Source organism: Brevibacterium permense (assembly GCF_025506275.1).
Lineage (GTDB): Bacteria > Actinomycetota > Actinomycetes > Actinomycetales > Brevibacteriaceae > Brevibacterium > Brevibacterium permense_A.
The window spans coordinates 46936-68303 of sequence record NZ_QYCP01000080.1; the positions used below are offsets into that span (position 1 = coordinate 46936).

Here is a 21368-nt window from a genome sequence, read left to right on the forward strand (position 1 = left end):
CTATGCGCGCCGCCGTCTACGACGCCTACACCGAAAACTTCGACGACATCACCGTCCGCGAGCTGCCCGATCCGAAGCTGCCGCCCGCCTCGGTGCTCATCGATGTCAAGGCCGCAGGGGTCAACCCGGTCGATTGGAAGCTCGTCGGCGGGCACCTCGATCCGGTCATGCCCACGCAGTTCCCCGTCACCCCGGGCTGGGACGTCGCCGGTGTCGTCATCGGACTCGGCTTCGACACCCCGGAATTCTCCATCGGCGATGAAGTCGTCGCCTATGCACGCAAGGACGTGCTGGGCGGCGGAACCTTCGCCGAGAAGGTCGCCGTCCCCGTGCGTGCGGTCGCCCCGAAGCCGAAGAGTCTGAGCTGGGAACAGGCGGGCGGACTGCCGTTGGCCGGAGGCACCGCTCTGCGGACCCTTGAGTCCCTCGGCGGCCTGGAGGGCAAGACCGTGCTCGTCCACGGTGCCTCCGGGGGAGTGGGCAGCTTCGCCGTGCAGATCGCCCGGGCCGCCGGAGCACGCGTCATCGGCACCGCGTCGGAAGCCAATCATGAATACCTGCGCGGACTCGGTGCCGAACCCGTGACCTACGGCGACGGTCTGGTCGAGCGCGTTCTCGAGGCCGCCGGCGGCAAGGTCGACGGGGTCGCGGACTTCGTCGGGGGAGTCCTCGACGACACCCTGGCCGTGCTCGCCGAGGGCGGGGCGCACGCCTCGGTGGCCGATCCCAGCGTCGCCGAGCACGGCGGACGCTACATCTGGGTGCGTCCCGACGGCTCCGAGACTGCTCGCCTCGGTCTCCTCGTCGACGAAGGAAAACTCACCGTCGACGTCGCCGGCACCTACGGCCTCGACGATGTTCCCCGGGCCTTCAAGGACAGCGCCACCGGACACGTCCGCGGCAAGCTCGTCATCGTGCCCTGAATATCAGCTATACCGTCCTCGGCGATCGAAATATCGCCGAGGCGGGACTCGGCTGATCCGGTGATCAGCTGAGTCCCAGCGCAGCGGCAGCAGCGGCGCGCAATTCGACCCCGACCACCTCGGCGCTGGAGCGACGGGCCTGGTGCGGGGTCGAATTCATCATCCCGAACGCCGAATGCACGCGCACAGTGGCCGACTCCAGCGTCCACGCCGGGTGGGCGGCCTCGACGACCTCCGCCCACCGACTGACATAGGCACGCTGGAGACGGCGCACGGTCCGTCGCGATTCGTCCGGCAGCGCCTCGAGGTCACGGTCCTGGATGCGGATGAGCTCGGGCTCGCTCATGGCGAAGTCGACATGGAAGTCGATGAGACGCCGCAGGGTCGGGGCCGCCTCGGTGGGGGAGATCCCCGACGCGGTGTCCCACGCCTCGGAGACGATCTCCTCGCCTCCGGACTGCAGATAGGCGGAGATGCCGACGAGGAGCTCCTCGAGCACAGCCTCCTTCGACGAGAAATGCCGGTAGACCGCCGGTGCCGAGATCCCCGCGCCCTTGCCCAGGTCGTCGAGGCGCACCCCATGGAAGCCGTGCCGGGCATAGAGTGTCTTCGCGACCTCGAGCAGCTGCTCGCGCCTGGCTGCCTTCGCCGCTGCTCGCGCCGTCGGCTTGGCCTCGTCCGAGATCGACATCCAGCCTCCTTCCCTGAGCCTGATGCCCACCGTCGCGGACGACGTCGGTGCGGTCTGGCTCGTGCGTTGTCAGTTCTGCCTGTGAGCAGTATCATAGCAGTCAGTTAAGAATCATTAACTGAAATGAGGATGGAATGAGAGCAGTGGGAACTGCGGTCAGTCCGGCGACGGGGCAGGTCAACTCCGAGGCCCACGCCGAACTCATCGCTGAACTCCGGGAGCGCATTGCGGCCACAGCCCGCGGCGGTTCCGAGAAGTCCAGGCAGCGCCATATCGATCGCGGAAAGCTGCTGCCGCGTGAGCGCGTCGAACATCTCCTCGACCCCGGCACGCCCTTCCTCGAACTCTCTCCGCTGGCCGCCAACGGCATGTACGACGACGCCAGCCCGGGCGCCGGAATCATCACCGGAATCGGGCGGGTCTCCGGTCGCGAATGCGTGATCGTGGCCAATGACGCCACCGTCAAGGGCGGAACATACTACCCGGTGACCGTGAAGAAGCACCTCCGGGCTCAGGAAGTCGCCAAAGAGAACAGCCTTCCGTGCATCTACCTCGTCGACTCCGGTGGCGCGAACCTGCCGAATCAGGACGACGTCTTCCCCGACCGTGAGCACTTCGGCCGCATCTTCTTCAACCAGGCCACACTCTCCGCTGCCGGCATCCCGCAGCTGGCCGCCGTCATGGGCTCCTGCACCGCCGGCGGCGCCTACGTCCCGGCCATGGCCGACGAATCGATCATCGTCTCCGAGCAGGGCACGATCTTCCTCGGAGGCCCGCCCCTGGTCAAGGCCGCCACCGGTGAGGAAGTCACCGCTGAAGAACTCGGCGGCGGAGCGCTGCACTCCCGGGTCTCCGGCGTCACCGACCACCTCGCCGCCAATGATCCCCATGCGCTGGAGATCATGCGGGACATCGTCTCGACTCTCGGGCCGAAGAGCACCCCGAACTGGGACGTCATCGAGTCCCGCCTGCCGGCACACTCGCCGGAGGAGCTGACCTCCGTCGTACCCGTGGACTCGCGCACACCGTATGACGTCCGCGAGGTCATCGCCCGCCTCGTCGACGGATCCGAATTCCATGAGTTCAAAGCCGAATACGGCACGAGCCTCGTCACCGGATTCGCTCACCTCGACGGACACCCCATCGGCATCATCGCCAACAACGGAATCCTCTTCGGCGAATCCGCGCAGAAGGGTGCCCACTTCATCGAACTCTGCGACCAGCGCAGCGTGCCCTTGGTGTTCCTGCAGAACATCTCCGGATTCATGGTCGGCCGCGACTACGAAGCCGGAGGCATCGCCAAACACGGCGCGAAGATGGTCAACGCCGTCGCCACCGCCCGCGTCCCGAAGTTCACCGTCGTCATCGGCGGCTCCTTCGGCGCCGGCAACTACTCGATGTGCGGCCGCGCCTACTCCCCGCGCTTCCTGTGGATGTGGCCCAATGCCCGAATCTCCGTGATGGGCGGCGAGCAGGCCGCCAGCGTGCTCTCGACCGTCAGACGCGACCAGCTCGAGGCCCGCGGCGAGGAGTGGAGCGCTGCAGACGAAGACACCTTCAAACAGCCCATCCGCGACCAGTACGAAGACCAGGGCAACCCGTACTACTCGACGGCTCGCTTGTGGGATGACGGAATCATCGAACCCGGTGACACCCGCCAGGTGCTGGCGCTGGCCCTCGAACTCGCCCGCTTCGGACCGATGGAACGCCCGCTGAGTGCCAGCGGCTACGGCGTCTTCAGAATGTGAGCCCCACCATGACGAAAATGTTCACAACAGTCCTCATCGCCAACCGCGGCGAGATCGCCCTGCGCGTCATCCGCACCTGCCGCCGTCTCGGCATCCGCACCGTCGCCGTCTACTCCGACGCCGACGCCCATGCGGCCCACGTCAGGGCCGCCGACACCGCGGTCCACCTGGGGCCCGCCGCCGCCTCCGAGTCCTACCTGCGCATCGACAAGGTCATCGCCGCAGCACAGGCCACGGGAGCCGAAGCCATCCACCCCGGTTACGGATTCCTGTCGGAGAACGCCGAATTCTCCGCCGCCTGCGCCGACGCCGGAATCGTCTTCCTCGGCCCCGGAGCCGACGCGATCCGGACGATGGGCGACAAGATCACCGCGAAGCAGGCAGTCTCCTCCCGCGGGGTGCCGCTCGTGCCCGGCACGAAGGATGCCGCGATGAGCGACGAGGCCCTCATCGCGGCCTCGACGGACATCGGCTTCCCCGTGCTCATCAAGCCTTCTGCCGGCGGCGGAGGAAAAGGCATGCACGCAGTGTTCGAAGCCGGCAAGCTCGCCGAGGCGCTGCGGACCGCCCGCCGCGAAGCCGCGAGCTCCTTCGGCGACGACACCCTGTTCCTCGAACGCCTCGTCGCCACCCCGCGCCATATCGAAGTCCAGATCATGGCCGACTCCCACGGCAATGTCATCCACCTCGGCGAACGCGAATGCTCCCTGCAGCGCCGTCACCAGAAGGTCATCGAGGAAGCACCCTCGGCGCTGCTCGACGAAGAGACCCGCGCCCGAATCGGCCAGGCCGCCTGCGAGACCGCGAAGTCCGTCGGCTACGTCGGTGCCGGCACAGTCGAATTCATCGTCGGGGCCGACCGTCCCGATGAGTTCTTCTTCATGGAGATGAACACTCGACTGCAGGTCGAACACCCCGTCACCGAGGAGGTCACCGGAGTCGACCTCGTCGAACTCCAGCTGCGCGTCGGCGCGGGCGAAGAGCTGCCGCTGACGCAGGATGACATCACGCTGACCGGGCACTCGATCGAAGCGAGAATCTACGCCGAGGACCCCTCGCGCGGATTCCTGCCCACCGGCGGTCGCGCCCTCGACGTCGTCTTCCCGGAAGGGGAAGGCATCCGCGTCGACGCCGGGCTCGAAGCCGGGCAGACCATCGCCTCGGACTACGACCCGATGATCGCCAAGCTCATCGTCCGCGCCGATGACCGCGCCCAGGCCATCGCCCGCCTCGATTCCGCTCTCGCCGCCTCGGCGGTTCCGGGAATCGTGACGAACATCGACTTCCTGCGCACCCTCATGAGCCTGCCCGAAGTCGTGTCCGGTGATCTCGACACCTCACTCATCGACAATCTCGGCGAGGATCAGCTGGCGCACAGCGCCGGTGAGATCCACGCGCAGCTGGCGGCCGCTGCTGTCACGGTCACCGGGGGAGCGGCAGGAACGACCCTGACCGGACCAGTCACGGACGCCGAGCTGACCGCGAATCGGTCGGCCGCCTCGGCGTGGGCAGGACCGAGCGCCTGGCGCACCTCACGTCCGGACTTCCACCCCACGGTCACCCTGACCACGGGCGGAGAGACGGTCGAAGTCGAGACTCGAGCGGGGGCCGTCGAGGTCGATGCCGACGGACTGTGGCATGTCACCCTCGACGGGATTCAGCACACGGCGCGAATCTTCTCCGATGCCCGTGACCGCAGCATCTGGGTGAGCACCGACACCGGAATCCACGTCTTCACCCGGCCTTTGGCAGATTCGTCGCTGACGCCTGGGCTGGAAGGCGCCGAGGTGCTCGCACCGATGCCCGGCTCCGTCGTCGATATCAGGGTCGAGACCGGGGACGCAGTGGAGCAGGGAGATCCGATCGTCGTCGTCGAGGCGATGAAGATGGAGCACGTGCTCACCGCACCCGCTGCCGGAATCGTCACCGTCACCGCCGTCGAAGGCGCCCAAGTCGCCCTCGACGAAGTGCTCGCCACGGTCGTCGACGAAGCCGCAGCCGAGGCGGTCGCAGACACCGCCGAATAGTCACCAGCCACTCACACCACAACCACGCCACAAGCGGGGAGGAAACAATGGAAACCTTTGTTCCGGGAATGCTGCCCGAAGAATACGAAGACCTGCGCCAGGGTGTCGCGAAATTCGCCGACGAAGAGGTCGCACCCGTCTCAGCCGAACTCGACGCCAAGCACGAGTTCCCCTACGACCTCGTTGCGAAGATGGGCGAGATGGGGCTGTTCGGTCTGCCCTTCGACGAAGAGTACGGCGGAATGGGCGGCGACTACTTCGCCCTGTGCCTGGCCATCGAAGAACTCGGCCGGGTCAACCAGTCCCTGGCCATCACGCTCGAGGCCGGGGTCTCGCTCGGAGCGATGCCGATCTACCGCTTCGGCACCGAAGAGCAGAAGAAGGAATGGCTGCCGAAGCTCACCGATGCCTCGGGCCTGGCCGCCTTCGGACTGACAGAACCCGAGGCCGGTTCAGATGCCGGCGGCACCCGGACCAAGGCCACTCTGGAGGGCGGCATCTGGACGATCAACGGCAGCAAGTGCTTCATCACGAACTCCGGCACCGACATCACCCGCCTGGTCACCGCCACCGCCGTGACCGGAGTCCGAACGTCGAAGTCGGGCCGCGAAGTGCCTGAGATCTCGACGATCATGATCCCGACCGGCACCCCCGGCTTCACCGCCGAACCGGCCTATGACAAGGTCGGCTGGAACTCCTCCGACACGCACCCGCTCACCTTCGACAATGTGCAGGTGCCCGAAGAGAACCTGCTCGGCGAACGCGGACGCGGCTACGCGAACTTCCTGCGCATCCTCGACGAGGGCCGCATCGCCGTGGGCGCCCTGTCCGTCGGCGCCGCCCAGGGCTGCGTCGACGAATCAGTGAAGTACGCGAAGGAACGCCAGGCCTTCGGCAAGCCGATCGCCGACTTCCAGGGCATCTCCTTCAAGATCGCCCGCATGGAAGCCCGCGTCGTCGCAGCCCGGTCGGCGTACTACCTCGCGGCTTCGCGGATGCTCGCCGGACTCCCGTTCAAGAAGGAAGCTGCTATTGCGAAGATGATCGCCGGCGAAGCAGCCATGGACAATGCGCGCGACGCCACCCAGATCCACGGCGGCTACGGCTTCATGAACGAATACCTCGTGGCTCGCCACTATCGCGACTCGAAGATCCTCGAAGTCGGCGAAGGCACCACCGAGGTCCAGCTCATGCTCATCGCCCGCGAACTCGGACTCTGAGCTCCCGCTCCTGATCTGAGAGCCGGTGCCGACCTTCCGTCGGTCAATCGCCCGCCGAGGCGGCGCCGCACATCCGTACGGATGTGCAGGTCCGCCTCGGCGGGCGATATTCTTATCCGATAACACCGTGAGGTGAGACGGCGGCCGAAAGGGAAGTGGGAGCAGATGGATCTCAGCATGGTGGCATCGGTGGCGACGACGACGTGGATCGTCATCGAATACATCGTGAAGATCATCGCGGTCGGTGTGGTGCCGGAGAACCGTCGCCCGTCATCGTCATCGGCATGGCTGCTGCTCATCCTGTTCGTGCCGATCGTCGGAATTCCCGCTTTCCTGCTGCTCGGCAGTCCTTATATCAACCAGCGCCGGGCGCGGATCCAGGCCGAAGCGAACGAACTCATGCACGAAGGCGCCGACGACCTGCCCGACGTGCCGCCGTCTCTGGTCGCTGAGCCCGAATTCGTCTCCGTCGCCCAGCTGGGGCGGGCGCTGACCGCACTGCCGATGGTCACCGGCGACAGCCATGGGGTGATCTCCGACTACGAAGAGTCGATCGCACGGATGGCCGAACTCGTCGACGGGGCGACTGACTACGTCCACGTCGAGATCTACATCATGGCGTGGGATTCGACGACCGAAGTCTTCTTCCAGGCTCTGGAGCGAGCATCTGCGCGCGGGGTCGAGGTCCGTGTCCTCTTCGACCACATCGGATCTCGGAAGTATCCGGGATTCCACCGGCTCGGCAAACGACTGAACGCCGCCGGCATCGAATGGCACCTGATGCTGCCGTTCATTCCATGGCGCGGCAAGGCTCGGCGCATCGATCTGCGCAACCACCGCAAGCTGCTCGTCATCGATGGCAAGAGGGCGATGATGGGTTCGCAGAACATGATCGATTCGAGCTACCTCAAAAGGAAGAACTCTCAGATCGGCCGGAACTGGCACGACATCATGGTCGAGCTCTCCGGGCCCATCGTCGCCGGAATCGAGGCGGTGTTCTCCACCGACTGGTATTCCGAATCGGGACAGGCTCTGGGCATCCGCCCGTACGAGCGCGACGGCAACGAGCCCGAAGTCGGCGGGGCGACGAGTGCGATGCAGCTGGTTCCTTCGGGGCCCGGGTTCACGACCGCTCCGAACCTCAAGGTCTTCACCTCGATGATGTATCTGGCGCAGAAGCGTCTGGCCATAGTCAGCCCCTATTTCGTGCCCGACGAATCGCTGCTGGCCGCCGTGGAGACCGCGGCCAGGCGTGGGGTCGACGTCGAGCTCTACGTCAGCGAGCAGGCGGACCAGTACATGGTCGACCGGGCGCAGTCGTCCTACTACCGGTCGCTGCTCGAAGCGGGGGTGCGGATCTTCCTGTATCCGAAACCCGCCGTGCTGCACACGAAGTGCTTCATCGTCGACGACGTCTATGCCGTGATGGGCTCATCGAACATGGACATGCGCTCGTTCGGTCTCAACTACGAGATCAGCCTGCTGACCACCGGCGGCGATCTGGTCGATGACATCGTCGACGTCGTCGCCGACTACCAGGGCGTCAGCCGAGAACTCACCCTGGAGGAATGGGGGAAGCGGCCATGGCCCCGCCGCTATATGGAGTCCGTCATGCGCCTGACCTCATCGCTGCAGTAGCCGGGAGTCCGGAGCCTCTTGTGCAGCAGGTGCGATGCTGTGCAGGTGCGGGGCGATCGCATCGCGTGCCGTGGTGCAGAATTGTGGTCATCTTCGGATAGCTGCGCCCAAACCCAGGTCACTATCGGATACTTTTCGCGGCCAGAAGTATCCGTTAGTGACCTAAGTTTTCGGGGGAGTCGAGTTCATCGCCGGGAAGTGCGGCTGGCCGGTCTGTTTCAGGCGGAACCCGTGGGGTCGGGGCCGAGGTCGCCGCGGCTCTCCAGCGGCACGTCCAACAGATTGTGGACGCCGTCGACGATCTCGTTGGGTCGGAACGGGAAGCGGCGGACATCCTCGGCGGTGGAGATCCCCGACATCACGAGCACCGTGTGCATGCCCGCTTCCATGCCCGCGATGATGTCGGTGTCCATGCGGTCGCCGATCATTGCGGTGCTCATCGAATGGGCGCCGATCCTGTTCAGGGCCGAGCGGAACATCATCGGGTTGGGCTTGCCCACGACGTAGGGCTCGCGGTTCGTCGCCTTGGTGATGAGAGCGGCGATGGCGCCGGTGGCAGGCAGGACGCCCTCGGGGGAGGGGCCGGTGGCGTCGGGGTTCGTGACGATGAAGCGGGAGCCGGCATCGATGAGGCGGATCGCCTTCGTGATCGCCTCGAACGAATAAGAATGGGTCTCGCCGACGACGACGAAGTCCGGGTCGTGCTCGGTCATGACGAACCCGGCCTCGTGGATCGCCGTGGTCAGCCCCGCCTCGCCGACGACATAGGCCGTGCCGTGCTCGACCTGATTGGACAGGAAGTCCGCGGTGGCCATCGCCGAGGTCCAGATGTTCGACTCGGGGACGTCGAGCCCGTTCGAGCGCAGCCGGGCGGAGAGATCGCGAGCGGTGTAGATGGAGTTGTTCGTCAGCACCAGGTAGGGGATATCGGCCTGACGCCACTGGGCGAGCAGCTCCGCGGCTCCCGGCAGAGGGTTGTTCTCCTTGACCAGGACGCCGTCCATATCGGTCAGCCAGCAGTCGATCGAATCGCGATCCATGTCTCTCCTCGAGCTCGGGGTGGGCCGAAGCGGCTGCTTCCAGCCTAGTCGGGTTGGGCGCAAGTGTGCTGAGAAGTTCGATCCGATGGCGCCGTACCCCCTGTTGAGATCGTCCCAGAGCCCCCTTGACGGGGCGGTCGAAGAGTGTATTGTAGTAATCACTTAATTAAGGGGATGCTTAAATGAGTATGGATCACGTCTTCGCGGCGCTTGCCGATCCGACGCGTCGGGAGATCATCGATCGTCTGCGCGGAGGAGACAAGACCGCCGGTGAGCTCGCGGAGCCGCTGCCGATCAGTCGTTCCGCGGTCTCCCAGCACCTCAAGGTGCTCGAGGCGGCGGGGCTGATCACCCGATCGAAATCCGCGCAGCAGCGCATCGTCGCACTCAATGCGGACGCCCTCACCGAGGCGACCGACTGGCTGCAGGCGGCGCACGACGAATGGCAGCAGCGCTTCGACAACCTCGACCGCATCCTCGCCGAGGAGGTGCCCGCCGATACATCGACGACCGATCCGTCGACCGCAGATCGAACTGCGGACTGACCATTGCCCGCAATGACGTACCGCGCGACGCAGGCATCACGTACGACGCAGACATCACGTACGACGCAGACATCATGCACGACTCAAGGAGGAGAACAGCGATGAACGCAGAGAACACAGACACCACAGACAACACAGTGACCGATCCGAACAGCGCACAGGCGGGAGAACCCGGATTCACCATCGTCCGCGAATTCACCGCCCCGCGCGCCCGCGTCTGGGAAGCGTGGACGAACCCCGACGTCATGGCCCGCTGGTTCCACCCCGAGACGCTGGTCACCCCACGCGAATCCGTATCCGTCGACCTGCGGGTCGGCGGCGAATACACCTATACTATGCGCATACCAGACACGGGACAGGAGTTCCCGACCGCCGGGAAGTACCTTCACATCGACGAGCCCGTCCGCCTCGACTTCACTTGGGGGAGTCCCGGCGAGATCGACAATGCCCCGCGCGTCAGCGTCGCACTTGAGGAGATCGACGCCGACCGCACCCGCATGACGTTCACGCTGACCGGCCTGCCCGACGACTCGGGTGAAGACGCCAGTGTCTACGACGGCTGGTCCTCGGCCTTCGTCGAACTCCGCGCAGAGGTCTCGGCCTGATTGCGCCCGCGACGTCCGGCACTTGGGCCCGGCGTCGATGTCACGGCTGCGGGCCGCAGTCGCTGCCCCGCGGCGGTGGACCACTTCAGGAATCGCCGAGGTGGTCCACCGCAGCGAGCGACCGCAGGGTCCGATTGCCGAACCGATCGTCCTCGGTCAGTTCGGTGATGCACCCGGACTGCGCGGCGAACGTCGCCCGCCCCATCGCCTCAAGAGGCAGTTCGAGCCACCGACCGATGACGAACGTGTGGGCGAAGCCGTGGGTGACGACCACCTGGTGCGAGGCTCGCTGCGCGAGGATCTCGCCGACCGCGGCGTAGATCCGAGCGCCGGCCTCGCGCCGCGTCTCCGCACCGTCGATGCCTTCGGCATGATCGAGGCGCATCGTGTGGTCGAAGGCGCCATCGGGCACGGGTGGGAAGATGAAGCGCTCGTCCAGCCAGGACTGCTCCCGTCCCTCCGCGACCCCATACGACTTCTCGCGCAGACCCGGGTGGTCGACTGCGCGCGTGCCGAGTCGATCGGCGATCACTTTGGCGGTCCTCCGCGTCCGCTTGAGATCGGAGGTGAACACCGGCGCCGAGGCGGCCGTCGGGATCCGCGACCGCAGTTCGGAGGCGATGCGATCGGCTTGGAGTTCGCCGCGGGCGGTGAGCTCGGAATCGTGCCACCCGCCGACCCGGGCCTCGAGATGGTGTCGGGCCTCCGGGTGGGTGACGACGAAGAGGGATCGTGTGATGGCCATGGTGGACTCGATCCTACCGACCCCCGAGTCGCAGGGGTCCGGTGAATGGCGATAAACTCAAATCACGACGAGTGAGGAGCGTTACATGAGTGACAAGGTCATTGCACAACGAGGTCTGTGGCTGGACGAGATGGAAGTCGGAGCCACCTATAAGCACGCACCTGGCCGTACAGTCACCGAGGCGGACAACACCCTGTTCACGGCCGTGACCATGAACACCCAGGCCCTGCACCTCGACGCGGCATGGTCGGCCACCGAACCCTTCGGCGAGCGCCTCGTCAACTCGATGTTCACCCTGGCCACCCTCATCGGTCTGTCCGTGTCCCAGCTGACGCAGGGAACGACAGTCGGAAACCTCGGCTTCTCCGAGGTCAGCTTCCCGGCACCGATGTTCCACGGCGACACCCTCTACGCAGAGACGACGATCCTCGACAAACGCAATTCGAAGTCCCGTCCGGGCCAGGGAATCGTCACCTTCGAACATCGCGGCTACAACCAGGACGGCAAGCTCGTCGCGAAGGCCGTGCGCCAGGCGATGATGTTCGACTCCAGTCACGAATCTGCGGCGGCAAAGTCCACCGCCGACACCGCCGATCAGACCAACACCGGAAAGTGAGCGCCCATATGTCTCTCGAGTTCAAACCCGCCTGGCTCTTCGTCCCCGGCGATCGTCCCGACCGGTACACGAAAGCAGCCGAACGCTCGGATATCGTCATCCTCGACCTCGAAGACGCCGTCAATGAGGCCGACAAAGCTGCCGCACGGGAGTCCATCGTCGACTTCCCGCTCGACCCGACCCGCACGGTCGTGCGGGTGAACTCCCACGATTCGGGCCACCTCGGCGAGGATCTGAAGATGCTTGCGCGCACCGAGTACACGGCCGTGATGCTGCCGAAGGCCGAGCTTGCATCCGATGTGTCGATCGTTTCCGGATTCCAGGTCATCGCGCTCATCGAAACAGCGCTCGGAGCCGTCAACGTCGCCGAGATCGCCGCCGCGTCGAACGTCTATGCGCTGATGTGGGGTTCGGAGGATCTCATCGCCGACCTCGGCGGAGGCTCCTCTCGCAAGGCCGATGGTGGCTACCGGGACGTGGCCAAGCATGTGCGCAGTCAGACCCTCCTCGCCGCTCGGGCCCACCGCAAGTTCGCACTCGACTCGATCTGGGCAGACATCCCGAACCTCGAAGGACTGGCAGCCGAGGCCGAAGACGCCGTGCAGTCGGGGTTCTCCGGCAAGGTCTCCATCCACCCCAACCACGTGCCCGTCGTCCGCGACGCCTTCCGCCCCAGCGACGAACAGCTGACCTGGGCACGGTCGGTGCTCGACCTGGCGAAGACGGAGAAGGGCGCATTCTCCTTCGAGGGCAAGATGATCGACGCCCCGCTGCTCAAGCACGCCGAACTCATCGTCGCCCGCGCGAACTGAGAGACATCACCTCGTGAACGCCGCCGATGCGCTCATCGCCGACCAGATCCGTGCCGTTCTCACCGCCGCTGAGGCGGGGGACGGGACCGCGCCCATCGTCGAGGCCGGAGACCCGATCCTGCGCACTGACACCCGCCCCTTCGACGGGCAGGTCGACGATGCCGAGCTCGAGCAGCTCGCCGAGGTGATGCGAGCGACCATGCTCGCCGCCCCGGGAGTCGGCCTCGCCGCCCCGCAGGTGGGCATCGGTCTGTCGATGTTCGTCGCCGAAGATCCCGGTGCCCGCGATCCCGAGGTCGCGAAGGTCCGGCAGCGGGAGCCGATGCCGCTGCGGGTGGTCCTCGACGCGGAGTACGAACGCGCCGGGGCCGACGACGTCGCCTTCTATGAAGGGTGTCTGTCGATCCCCGGCTACCAGGCCGTCGTCGCCCGCTCGCGCTCGATCGCATTGACGGGCGTCGATCTGCAGGGCAACCCCATTGCCGAGGAGGTCTCCGGGTGGTCGGCGCGCATCGTCGCCCACGAGACCGATCACCTGTCCGGGGTCCTCTTCCTCGACAGAGCCGAGATGCGATCCTTGGCGACGAACGAATCCGTGGCGAATTTCTGGCACCAGCCCTCGACACAGAAGGCCGCCGCCGAACTCGGCTTCTCCTTGCCTTCGGGCATGGTGATGTGAGCTCTCGCTGCTGCCGTCGGCGGGAACCAGGGCGGCAATCATCGTGACCTCAGGCCCGTGACCATTCTCACCGGCAATTCAGGCGAGCATGATTCGATGAAGCCATGCGACTTCCCGACATCCCCCACCGCCATCACCGTTTCGTGCGGACCACTGCTGCTCTCGGCGCCGGTGCTCTCGCGCTCGTCCGCCGCCGCGACGTCTCCGCCGAATATCAGGGCAGCCTGCGGGGCGCCACGGCGCTCGCCAACGCGGGCCTGACCTGGCTCACCGGGTCCCGGGCCTTCCTCGGCAAGGTGGGCGGATCGAGCGGCATCGACGAATTCTTCGGAGCCTTATCCACCAGAGGGAGCGGCCCCGTCCGATATGCTTCCTCTCCTGCGCACATCTCTGACGTCGGAGCACTCGACGGCGATGCCGACGCGGATACTTGGTGGGACGAACAGGCGAACGTGACGTCCCCGGCGTTCCTCAATCTGGTCACCGCAGCTGGAGCAGGAGCGGCTGCCTGGGCGCTCTGGCCGCTGACGGAGCGGTTGGCGGAGAAGGTCGATGAGAAGCTTCCGAGCGGCGTCGGCCGTGGTCTCAATGCTGTCGTCAACGGCGGACTAGTCGCGGCGACAGCGGTCCTTATCGACAAGGTCGAGAAATGGGCCGACGACGTCGAGGAACTCAATTATGCTCCGCTCGAGATCGAACTTCCCGCCCATATCCGCGAATCGGTCGATACGCTGTTGTCTCTGCCGCACCCGAACTCGGAGGCCAGCGCCGAGGCGGTCCGAGAGCAGTTCGCCTCCGCGAAGTTCTTCGTGTGGGTCACCTATCCCGATTCCTTGTATTCAGGCGATGAACCCGTCGTCCTAAACCCTGAACAGATCGAACAGCTGCTCAAGGACGAGGACATCACTTCGATCGACGTCCGACCCGACGAATCGACCCCGAGCGCGGCACCGGCTCGGCATATCTACCCGGTCACCGGAATCACCGGCGGCGGCGACGGCGGCACCGTCAGATCGGGCGACCACGCCGGCCTATCGAGCGGACGTTTGGAACTCACCCTCGACATCGTCGACGGACGTCTCACCAGTGTGGATCTCAACGAGGTCGACGACGAACCATTCGCAGACCTGCTCTCCGCCGAGGCCCTGCGCGAATCCGTACCCGGCACCCTGCACCCGGGAAGTCTCGACGACGAAGACGGCGGATACTCCTCGAGCTTCGAGATCGCCGATGGCGATGTCGAGGATGCCGTCCGCACACTGGAGCGATGGCCGCGCCCGGACGAATACACCTTCCGCCCCGACCGAGGGCGGCCGTGACCGCTGACCGGGGGAAGCTCGGGAATAACCTGCGCGCGTCATCGTTATACGTTGCATGAGCGATCTTCGTACCCTCACCCTCGGCGCTGGCTGCTTCTGGTGCCTCGACGCCGTCTACCAGCGGACCACCGGCGTGAGAGAAGTGATCTCCGGTTACACCGGCGGACACACCGATAACCCCGGATACCGTGAGGTCTGCTCCGGGATGACCGGCCACGCCGAAGCCCTGCAGGTGACCTTCGACGCCGACATCGTCCCCGAAGACGTCATTCTCGGCCTGTTCTTCACCGGCCACGACCCCACGAGCCTCAACCGCCAGGGCTACGACGTCGGCACCCAGTACCGGTCGGCCATGTTCTACCGCGACGAGACCGAGAAGCAGCACTTCGCCGAAGCCATCGAATCCGCGCAGACACTGTTCGACGACCCGATCGTCACCACCCTCGAACCCCTCGGCACCTTCTATCCCGCCGAGGCGGTCCACCAGGACTTCTACACCGCGAACCCGGACAACGGCTACTGCCGTGTCATCATCGACCCGAAACTGCACAAGGCCCGCACCGCTTTCGCCGAATGGGTGAGCTGATGGGCAGCCGCAAAAAGGACAAATGCAAGAAGTCCAAACACAAGGACCGCAAACGGTCCAAAGACGCGGGCGACGCCTGTGAGGTGACGAAAGGCCGTGTCCGTGCCCACTTCCTCGACGGCAACACCGGGCCATGGGCGAAGAGCCTGGCCGCGCAGGAATCACAGAACATCCAGGGTGCACGAGCCGAACCGTCGCCGCGGGATAGGGCAGAGACGAACTCCACCGAGGCAACCGCCGCCTCAGCGACGGACCGCACCGCAACCGTGACGCCCACTCGCCGCGGACCCGACTACTCAGCGCCGTCATCGATCGACATCGTCGCCGATCCCGTCCTCCACGCCCTGAGCACCCGACGGTCGATCTCAAAGGTCGACCCGGAGACCCCGAACGACTCCGATCTGCTCGAGATCATCCGATCGATCTCCTCGGTCGCCGACCACAAGTCACTGCACCCCTGGCGTTTCCTCATCATCCGCGGCAACGACAGGAACCGCCTCGGCGACGCCCTCGACGAAGCCGCCGGCGTCGTCCGCAAACCCGGCGAGACCAATACGAAGCCGCTGCGGGCCGAACTTCTGCTCGCCCTCGTCTCCTCACCGGTCGAACATGACAAGGTTCCCGAATGGGAGCAGCACGTCACCGCCGCCGGTGCCGGCCACCTGCTCGAACTCGCCCTGTGGCAAGCCGGCTGGGGAGTCATGTGGCGCTCGGGAACCCTGACGAACACCGAACCGGTGCGCCGCCTCCACCGCCTGACCGATCACGAGCTGCTCATGGGCTGGTTCTACATCGGAGCCGTCCCCGAACGCTACCGACAGCGCCTGACCACGAGCACCCGCCCCCTGCCGAAACCCGAACAGTTCCTCGATACCCTGTGAGCACACCCGACACCGACACTCCGGAAACGCGCCGCCTGCCCAAGGAGATCTATGTCCTCGTGGCAGCGGCCTTCATCGTTGCCCTGGGCTACGGAATCATCGCACCCGTCCTGCCGCAGTTCGCGGCGAGCTTCGACTTCGGGGTCACCGCCGCAACCATCGTCGTCTCCTCGTTCGCGTTCTTCCGGTTCGTGTTCTCACCCTCATCCGGGCGCCTCGTCGATGCCTTCGGCGAACGCCGCATCTACATCACCGGTCTCCTCATCGTCGCCGCCTCCACCGCGGCCGTCGCCTTCGCACAGAACTACTGGCAGCTGCTGATCTTCCGCGGACTCGGCGGAATCGGCTCGACCATGTTCAGCGTCTCCGCGATGGCGCTCATCGTCCGCCTCGCCCCGATCGACGCCCGCGCGAAGGCATCGTCGACGTATGCGACCGCGTTCCTCGTCGGCAATATCGCCGGACCCGTCCTCGGCGGTGCCATGGCCGGATGGGGAATGCGCATCCCGTTCGTCATCTACGCCGTCGGTCTGCTCATCGCCGCCGTCGTCGTCCGCGTCTTCCTCGCCTCCACCGCATCCTTCGGCTCCTCGACGAAGTCCGGACGTGCCCGGCTGGAAGCGGAGAAGGACATGGAGCAGCAGGAAGTCATGTCCTTCCGGGAAGCCTGGAAGGATTCGGCCTACCGGTCGGCGCTCATCTCCGCCTTCGTCCAAGGCTGGTCAGCGATGGGCATCCGCGTGGCCATCTACCCGCTCTTCGCCATCCAGGCCCTCAAGGCCGATACCGCCGTGGCCGGACTGGCGCTGACCATGTTCGCCATCGGCAATGCCTCTGCCGTGACTGTGGTCGGACGCTTCGCCGACACCGTCGGGCGCAAACCCTTCATCCAATGGGGTCTGTTCGTCCTCGGCGTGACCACCGCGGCGCTGGCCTTCATCGATTCGATCTGGCTGTTCTTCGCCTTCTCCATCATCGCCGGGATCGGTTCCGGCCTGGCCAACCCCGCTCAGCAGGCCACCGTCGCCGACGTCATCGGCCGCGACCGCAAGGGCGGCCGAGTGCTCGCCCGCTACCAGATGGCCCTCGACGGCGGAGCCATCCTCGGCCCGATCATCGCCGGAGCCGTCGTCGACCACTTCGACTACTCGTGGGCGTTCATGCTCACCGGCGTCCTCGGCATCATCGCCGCGGGCCTGTGGTTCTTCGGCCGCGAGACCCGTCCCCGCCAACCTGCCTCGGCGGGGTGACACATCAGCAGCTGCCAGTGGCCTAAGCTCCTGATTCCGAGAAGTCAGGTTTTCCTCATGTGCGGTTCAGGGGACACTCACTAGGATGGTTGGTTGAGTCGGCGTTCTGCGTCGTCGCCCTGCCTACGACAAAGAAAGTCCCCTCGTGAGTTTCCTGACCCGGCTGAGCCTGAAGAACCGGGCGCTCATCGCGCTCATCTCCGTCGTCGCCATCATCTTCGGCGTCATCGGTGCCGGTTCTCTCAAGCAAGAGCTCTTCCCGTCCCTCGATAACCCACAGGCCACGGTCACCGCCTCCTATGAGGGAGCCACCCCCGAGGCCGTCGAATCCGAAGTCACCGACCCACTCGAAGGGGCGCTGACCGCACTGCCCGAGGTCGAGGACATGACCTCGACCTCCTCGGCGGGCAGTTCGCAGATCACCGTGAGCACGAAGTACGGCGACGACTCCGATGACGTCGTCCGCGCCCTGCAGCGCGCCGTCTCCCAGGTGCAGCCGACCCTGCCCGACGGGGTCGAACCGAACGTCATGATGATGGGCACCGACGATATTCCGGTGCTCGCCCTGTCCGTGACCTCGGATGCCGATGAAGACCAGCTGGCGGCGAATCTCGAAGACATCGTCGAACCTGAGCTGAAGAAGGTCGACGGCGTCTCCCAGGTCCAGATCGCCGGAGCGAAGACCAAACAGGTCGAGATCAGCATCCGCCGCGACGACCTCGAGGACGAAGGAGCCAACCTCGACGAGGTGGCCGGAATCCTCCAGTCCAACGGTGTGCCCACCTCGGCGGGTGAGCTCAAGGGCGACGACGGCACGGCCCCGGTCGAGGTCGGCACCCGCATCCGCTCGATCGATGCGATCAAGGACCTCGTCATCTCCGGCAACGACGGACCGATCCAGGTCTCCGACGTCGCCGACGTCAAACTCGTCGATGAGCCGATCGAGTCGATCTCGCGCACCAACGGCGAACCCTCGCTGTCCGTGTCGGTGATGAAGGAGTCCGACGCGAACACCGTCGACGTCTCTCACGCGGTGGCCGACAAGCTGCCCGAACTCGAGAAGATGATGGGTGACAACACGGAGTTCGTCTCCGCGTTCGACCAGGCCCCGTTCATCGAACAGTCCATCCACGACCTGCTCAACGAGGGTGGGTTGGGCCTGATCTTCGCGGTCCTCGTCATCCTCGTCTTCCTGCTGTCGGTGCGGGCGACGATCATCACCGCCATCTCCATTCCGCTCTCCCTCCTCATCGCCATGATCGGGCTGTGGATGGGCGGGGAGACCCTCAACATGCTCACCCTCGGTGCGCTGACGATCTCCGTCGGCCGCGTCGTCGACGACTCCATCGTCGTCATCGAGGCGATCCGCAGACGCCACGCCTCCGGCGGCGACAAGTTCTCGAACATCCTCGCCGCCGTCTCCGAGGTGGCCGGTGCCATCACCGCATCGACCCTGACCACGGTGGCCGTGTTCCTGCCGCTGGCGTTCGTGACCGGGCAGACCGGTGAGATGTTCCGGCCCTTCGCCCTGACCGCGACCATCGCCCTGCTCTCGTCCCTGTTCGTGGCACTGACGATCGTGCCCGTCCTCGCGTACTGGTTCCTGCGTCAGCGTGAGGCGAAGGTCAAGCTCACCCGTGCGGAGAAGGCGGAGATCCGTCGCAGCCGGAAGTCGATGCTGTCGCAGTGGCGGGCAGAGAAGAAGGAAGCGAAGAAAGCCGACAGGAAGCGCGACCTCGTCGCCGCCGGTGCCGAAGCCGAGGACACCGGTCCTCGTGACAGCGTCGAATCGTCCCTGCGGGCCGATGCTCCCGTGCAGGCCGGTGCCGCGACTCGAACCGATGCGACCGGAGTGGCCGCGGACGGACCGCGCTACGGCGATTCCGAAGACGGAACGGAAGCGGTCGACGAGCTCGCCGGAATGCATTCTCCGGTGACGCGACTGCAGAAGACCTATATGCCGGCCATCGGGTTCTCGACGAAGCACCCGATCATCATGATCCTCATCGCCGTGCTCGTGCTCGCAGGCACCGGAGCGATGATCCCACAGCTGAAGACCGAGCTCTTCGGCGACACCGGGCAGGACTCCCTGCAGATCTCGCAGACCTTCGACCCGGGCACCGACCTCGATGAGGCCTCGGAGCAGGCGAAGAAGGTCGAGGACATCCTCGCCGATGAATCCGATGTCGACTACTACCAGCTGTCGCTCGGCGGCACGTCGTTCGGCTTCACCGACGATTCGTCGCTGACGGGCACCTATATCGTCAACACGAAGTCCGGAGTCTCGGCGCAGTCGATCTCCGCGAATCTGCAGAAGCAGTTCGACGGCCTCAAGGGTGCCGGCGACGTCGAGGTGGCAAGCCAGAGCTCGACCCCGGGTGCGCAGACCATCGACGTCACACTCACGGCCACCGATCCCGAGGAACTCGAGGACGCAACGAACAAGGTCAGCGACAAGCTCGAGGGCGTATCCTCGGCACAGTCGGTGACGAGCGATACCGCTGCGGTCCAGCCCGTGATCGAAGTCAAGGTCGATCATGAGAAGGCCGCGAAGGAGAACCTCACTGAGGCGGCCATCGGCCAGTATGTGCAGCGTGCCATGCACGGTCAGCAGATCGGTGAGGTCGTCATCGACGATGTCTCCCATACGGTGCTGCTCTTCGATCGCAATGCCGACACCGTGGAGAAGCTGCGTGAACTCAAGATCCCGGGCAAGCCGGAAGAGACCGCGCCTGCCGGAGGAGCCGGCGCAGGTGCGGCAGGCGGAACGGCCGGCGCTGCCGGTGGAGCTGGCGGCGGTGCCGGGGGGTCGGGTGACGCCGGTGCAGCCGGAGGCGCTGGTGGTGCCGGCGGCGCAGGTGGTGCCGGTACGACGGGCGGCGATCCGAATGCGGGTGCTCCTGTGACCTCGGAGCCGCGATTCATCGAACTCGATGAGGTCGCCGACGTCAAGGAGGTCAAGACCGCACCGACGATCCGCCACACTGATTCGCAGCGTTCGACCACCGTGTCCGTGACCCCGGAAGGCGATGACCTCGGGGCCGTGTCGACCGAGGTCCAGTCCGCCCTCGACGAGGTGGACCTGCCCGATACGGTGTCCGTCGACACCGGCGGTGCCACCCAGGAGCAGAACGAAGCGTTCTCGCAGCTGGGACTGGCGATGCTCGCGGCGATCCTCATCGTGTTCGTCATCATGGTCGCCACGTTCAAGTCACTGCTGCAGCCGCTGATCCTGCTGGTCTCGATTCCGTTCGCGGCCACGGGTTCGGTTGCGCTCTCGCTCATCACCGACACTCCGCTGGGGCTGACGTCGATGATCGGTCTGCTCATGCTCATCGGCATCGTGGTGACGAATGCGATCGTGCTCATCGACCTCATCAACCACTTCCGAGTGCGCGGGGTCGACCTTCGTACGGCCATCGTCCATGGCGCCCGACTGCGTTACCGTCCGATCCTCATGACCGCGGCCGCCACGATCTTCGCTCTGCTGCCGATGGCCCTCGGGCTCACCGGCGGGGGAGTGTTCATCTCGAAGCCGCTGGCGATCGTCGTCATCGGCGGACTGGTCAGCTCAACGCTGCTCACGCTCATCCTCGTGCCCGTGCTCTACCTGCTGCTCGAAGGGGTCAAGGAACGCCGGGCCGAGAAGAAGTACGTGAAGAACATGGCCCGCGGTGAGGTCCTCGACGCCGCCGAGGCACGGGCGCATGAGCGGGAGACCGCGACTGTGACTGCCGATGCCGGGGCCCCTGCCGCAGATTCCGTTGACACTCGGTCACGGAGATCGGGGGAGGCCCCCACCGAGGCGACCGCACCGACCGCGGACTCGACATCCGCGGATACGGGCACGACCGCCTCGGCGGCGGATGGATCGACGGACGCCGACCGCCTCGATGACCGCCGCGACGACGAACCGACCGGCGCCAGACAGGACACCGACGTGGAGCGAGGCGACGGGCCGGGAACGGACTTCACCCTGCGCAGCCAGCATCCGCGTCGTGATGACGGGGACGGCGAACCCAAACACTGAGCCGTCCCGGCTA

Annotated in this window: 18 protein-coding genes; 15 read left to right on the forward strand and 3 right to left on the reverse strand. The window is 65.7% G+C overall.

Annotation, left to right across the window (positions count from 1 at the left end; genetic code table 11):
• Window positions 1–2 precede the first annotated feature (2 nt).
• On the forward strand, window positions 3–923 hold the full coding sequence (locus tag D3I60_RS06075; protein ID WP_262775248.1) for an NADP-dependent oxidoreductase: 921 nt from the start codon (window positions 3–5) through the stop codon (window positions 921–923).
• Window positions 924–987: 64 nt separating this feature from the next.
• Here the strand turns inward: D3I60_RS06075 and D3I60_RS06080 are convergent, their stop codons facing one another.
• Complete coding sequence (locus tag D3I60_RS06080) at window positions 988–1614, reverse strand: TetR/AcrR family transcriptional regulator (protein ID WP_262775249.1); 627 nt, start codon at window positions 1612–1614, stop codon at window positions 988–990.
• A 134-nt stretch (window positions 1615–1748) separates the two neighbouring features.
• Between D3I60_RS06080 and D3I60_RS06085 the strand changes: the two genes are divergently transcribed.
• The 4 genes from D3I60_RS06085 to cls all read left to right on the forward strand — a co-directional run bounded on the left by D3I60_RS06085 (window position 1749) and on the right by cls (window position 8247).
• Window positions 1749–3362, forward strand: a complete 1614-nt coding sequence (locus tag D3I60_RS06085) for a carboxyl transferase domain-containing protein (protein WP_262775250.1) — start codon at window positions 1749–1751, stop codon at window positions 3360–3362.
• Window positions 3363–3379: 17 nt separating this feature from the next.
• Window positions 3380–5389: an acetyl/propionyl/methylcrotonyl-CoA carboxylase subunit alpha gene (locus D3I60_RS06090; protein WP_262775251.1), complete on the forward strand. Its 2010-nt coding sequence runs from the start codon at window positions 3380–3382 to the stop codon at window positions 5387–5389.
• Window positions 5390–5436: 47 nt separating this feature from the next.
• Window positions 5437–6609, forward strand: a complete 1173-nt coding sequence (locus D3I60_RS06095) for an acyl-CoA dehydrogenase family protein (protein WP_262775252.1) — start codon at window positions 5437–5439, stop codon at window positions 6607–6609.
• A gap of 165 nt (window positions 6610–6774) precedes the next feature.
• Complete coding sequence (gene cls, locus D3I60_RS06100; protein ID WP_262775253.1) at window positions 6775–8247, forward strand: cardiolipin synthase; 1473 nt, start codon at window positions 6775–6777, stop codon at window positions 8245–8247.
• A gap of 218 nt (window positions 8248–8465) precedes the next feature.
• Here cls and D3I60_RS06105 read toward each other — a convergent pair whose 3' ends face one another.
• Window positions 8466–9287, reverse strand: coding sequence for an HAD-IIA family hydrolase (locus tag D3I60_RS06105; RefSeq protein ID WP_262775254.1), 822 nt, complete (start codon window positions 9285–9287; stop codon window positions 8466–8468).
• Window positions 9288–9469: 182 nt separating this feature from the next.
• Between D3I60_RS06105 and D3I60_RS06110 the strand changes: the two genes are divergently transcribed.
• Both D3I60_RS06110 and D3I60_RS06115 read left to right on the forward strand, forming a co-directional pair.
• Window positions 9470–9832, forward strand: coding sequence for an ArsR/SmtB family transcription factor (locus D3I60_RS06110; protein ID WP_262775255.1), 363 nt, complete (start codon window positions 9470–9472; stop codon window positions 9830–9832).
• A gap of 101 nt (window positions 9833–9933) precedes the next feature.
• Window positions 9934–10437, forward strand: a complete 504-nt coding sequence (locus D3I60_RS06115) for an SRPBCC family protein (RefSeq protein ID WP_262775256.1) — start codon at window positions 9934–9936, stop codon at window positions 10435–10437.
• An 85-nt stretch (window positions 10438–10522) separates the two neighbouring features.
• Here the strand turns inward: D3I60_RS06115 and D3I60_RS06120 are convergent, their stop codons facing one another.
• Window positions 10523–11182 (reverse strand): histidine phosphatase family protein, encoded by a 660-nt coding sequence (locus tag D3I60_RS06120; protein WP_262775257.1) that lies wholly within the window; start codon window positions 11180–11182, stop codon window positions 10523–10525.
• An 85-nt stretch (window positions 11183–11267) separates the two neighbouring features.
• On the opposite strand from D3I60_RS06120, the gene D3I60_RS06125 reads away from it, so the two are divergent.
• The 8 genes from D3I60_RS06125 to D3I60_RS06160 all read left to right on the forward strand — a co-directional run bounded on the left by D3I60_RS06125 (window position 11268) and on the right by D3I60_RS06160 (window position 21355).
• Window positions 11268–11798 carry a MaoC family dehydratase gene (locus D3I60_RS06125; protein ID WP_262775258.1) on the forward strand — a complete coding sequence of 177 codons (531 nt, stop codon included), beginning with the start codon at window positions 11268–11270 and terminating at the stop codon, window positions 11796–11798.
• An 8-nt stretch (window positions 11799–11806) separates the two neighbouring features.
• Window positions 11807–12610, forward strand: a complete 804-nt coding sequence (locus D3I60_RS06130; protein WP_262775259.1) for an HpcH/HpaI aldolase/citrate lyase family protein — start codon at window positions 11807–11809, stop codon at window positions 12608–12610.
• Between the two features lie 13 nt (window positions 12611–12623).
• Window positions 12624–13289, forward strand: coding sequence for a peptide deformylase (locus D3I60_RS06135; RefSeq protein WP_262775260.1), 666 nt, complete (start codon window positions 12624–12626; stop codon window positions 13287–13289).
• A 104-nt stretch (window positions 13290–13393) separates the two neighbouring features.
• Window positions 13394–14608 (forward strand): hypothetical protein, encoded by a 1215-nt coding sequence (locus tag D3I60_RS06140; RefSeq protein ID WP_262775261.1) that lies wholly within the window; start codon window positions 13394–13396, stop codon window positions 14606–14608.
• A gap of 55 nt (window positions 14609–14663) precedes the next feature.
• Window positions 14664–15194, forward strand: a complete 531-nt coding sequence (msrA, locus tag D3I60_RS06145; protein ID WP_262775262.1) for a peptide-methionine (S)-S-oxide reductase MsrA — start codon at window positions 14664–14666, stop codon at window positions 15192–15194.
• Window positions 15194–16075, forward strand: coding sequence for a nitroreductase family protein (locus D3I60_RS06150; RefSeq protein WP_262775263.1), 882 nt, complete (start codon window positions 15194–15196; stop codon window positions 16073–16075). The genes msrA and D3I60_RS06150 overlap by 1 nt, the downstream gene beginning before the upstream one ends.
• A complete protein-coding gene (locus tag D3I60_RS06155) occupies window positions 16072–17325 on the forward strand; it encodes an MFS transporter (RefSeq protein WP_262775264.1) in 1254 nt (417 codons plus the stop codon). The genes D3I60_RS06150 and D3I60_RS06155 overlap by 4 nt, the downstream gene beginning before the upstream one ends.
• Window positions 17326–17470: 145 nt before the next feature.
• On the forward strand, window positions 17471–21355 hold the full coding sequence (locus D3I60_RS06160) for an efflux RND transporter permease subunit (RefSeq protein ID WP_262775265.1): 3885 nt from the start codon (window positions 17471–17473) through the stop codon (window positions 21353–21355).
• Window positions 21356–21368 lie beyond the last annotated feature (13 nt).

Bases quoted from the DNA above. Each gene is read 5' to 3' on its own strand.
- D3I60_RS06075 (WP_262775248.1), top strand. From the start codon at position 3: ATGCGCGCCGCCGTCTACGACGCCTACACCGAAAACTTCGACGACATC.
- D3I60_RS06080 (WP_262775249.1), bottom strand. From the start codon at position 1,614: ATGTCGATCTCGGACGAGGCCAAGCCGACGGCGCGAGCAGCGGCGAAG.
- D3I60_RS06085 (WP_262775250.1), top strand. From the start codon at position 1,749: ATGAGAGCAGTGGGAACTGCGGTCAGTCCGGCGACGGGGCAGGTCAAC.
- D3I60_RS06090 (WP_262775251.1), top strand. From the start codon at position 3,380: ATGTTCACAACAGTCCTCATCGCCAACCGCGGCGAGATCGCCCTGCGC.
- D3I60_RS06095 (WP_262775252.1), top strand. From the start codon at position 5,437: ATGGAAACCTTTGTTCCGGGAATGCTGCCCGAAGAATACGAAGACCTG.
- cls (WP_262775253.1), top strand. From the start codon at position 6,775: ATGGATCTCAGCATGGTGGCATCGGTGGCGACGACGACGTGGATCGTC.
- D3I60_RS06105 (WP_262775254.1), bottom strand. From the start codon at position 9,287: ATGGATCGCGATTCGATCGACTGCTGGCTGACCGATATGGACGGCGTC.
- D3I60_RS06110 (WP_262775255.1), top strand. From the start codon at position 9,470: ATGAGTATGGATCACGTCTTCGCGGCGCTTGCCGATCCGACGCGTCGG.
- D3I60_RS06115 (WP_262775256.1), top strand. From the start codon at position 9,934: ATGAACGCAGAGAACACAGACACCACAGACAACACAGTGACCGATCCG.
- D3I60_RS06120 (WP_262775257.1), bottom strand. From the start codon at position 11,182: ATGGCCATCACACGATCCCTCTTCGTCGTCACCCACCCGGAGGCCCGA.
- D3I60_RS06125 (WP_262775258.1), top strand. From the start codon at position 11,268: ATGAGTGACAAGGTCATTGCACAACGAGGTCTGTGGCTGGACGAGATG.
- D3I60_RS06130 (WP_262775259.1), top strand. From the start codon at position 11,807: ATGTCTCTCGAGTTCAAACCCGCCTGGCTCTTCGTCCCCGGCGATCGT.
- D3I60_RS06140 (WP_262775261.1), top strand. From the start codon at position 13,394: ATGCGACTTCCCGACATCCCCCACCGCCATCACCGTTTCGTGCGGACC.
- msrA (WP_262775262.1), top strand. From the start codon at position 14,664: ATGAGCGATCTTCGTACCCTCACCCTCGGCGCTGGCTGCTTCTGGTGC.
- D3I60_RS06150 (WP_262775263.1), top strand. From the start codon at position 15,194: ATGGGCAGCCGCAAAAAGGACAAATGCAAGAAGTCCAAACACAAGGAC.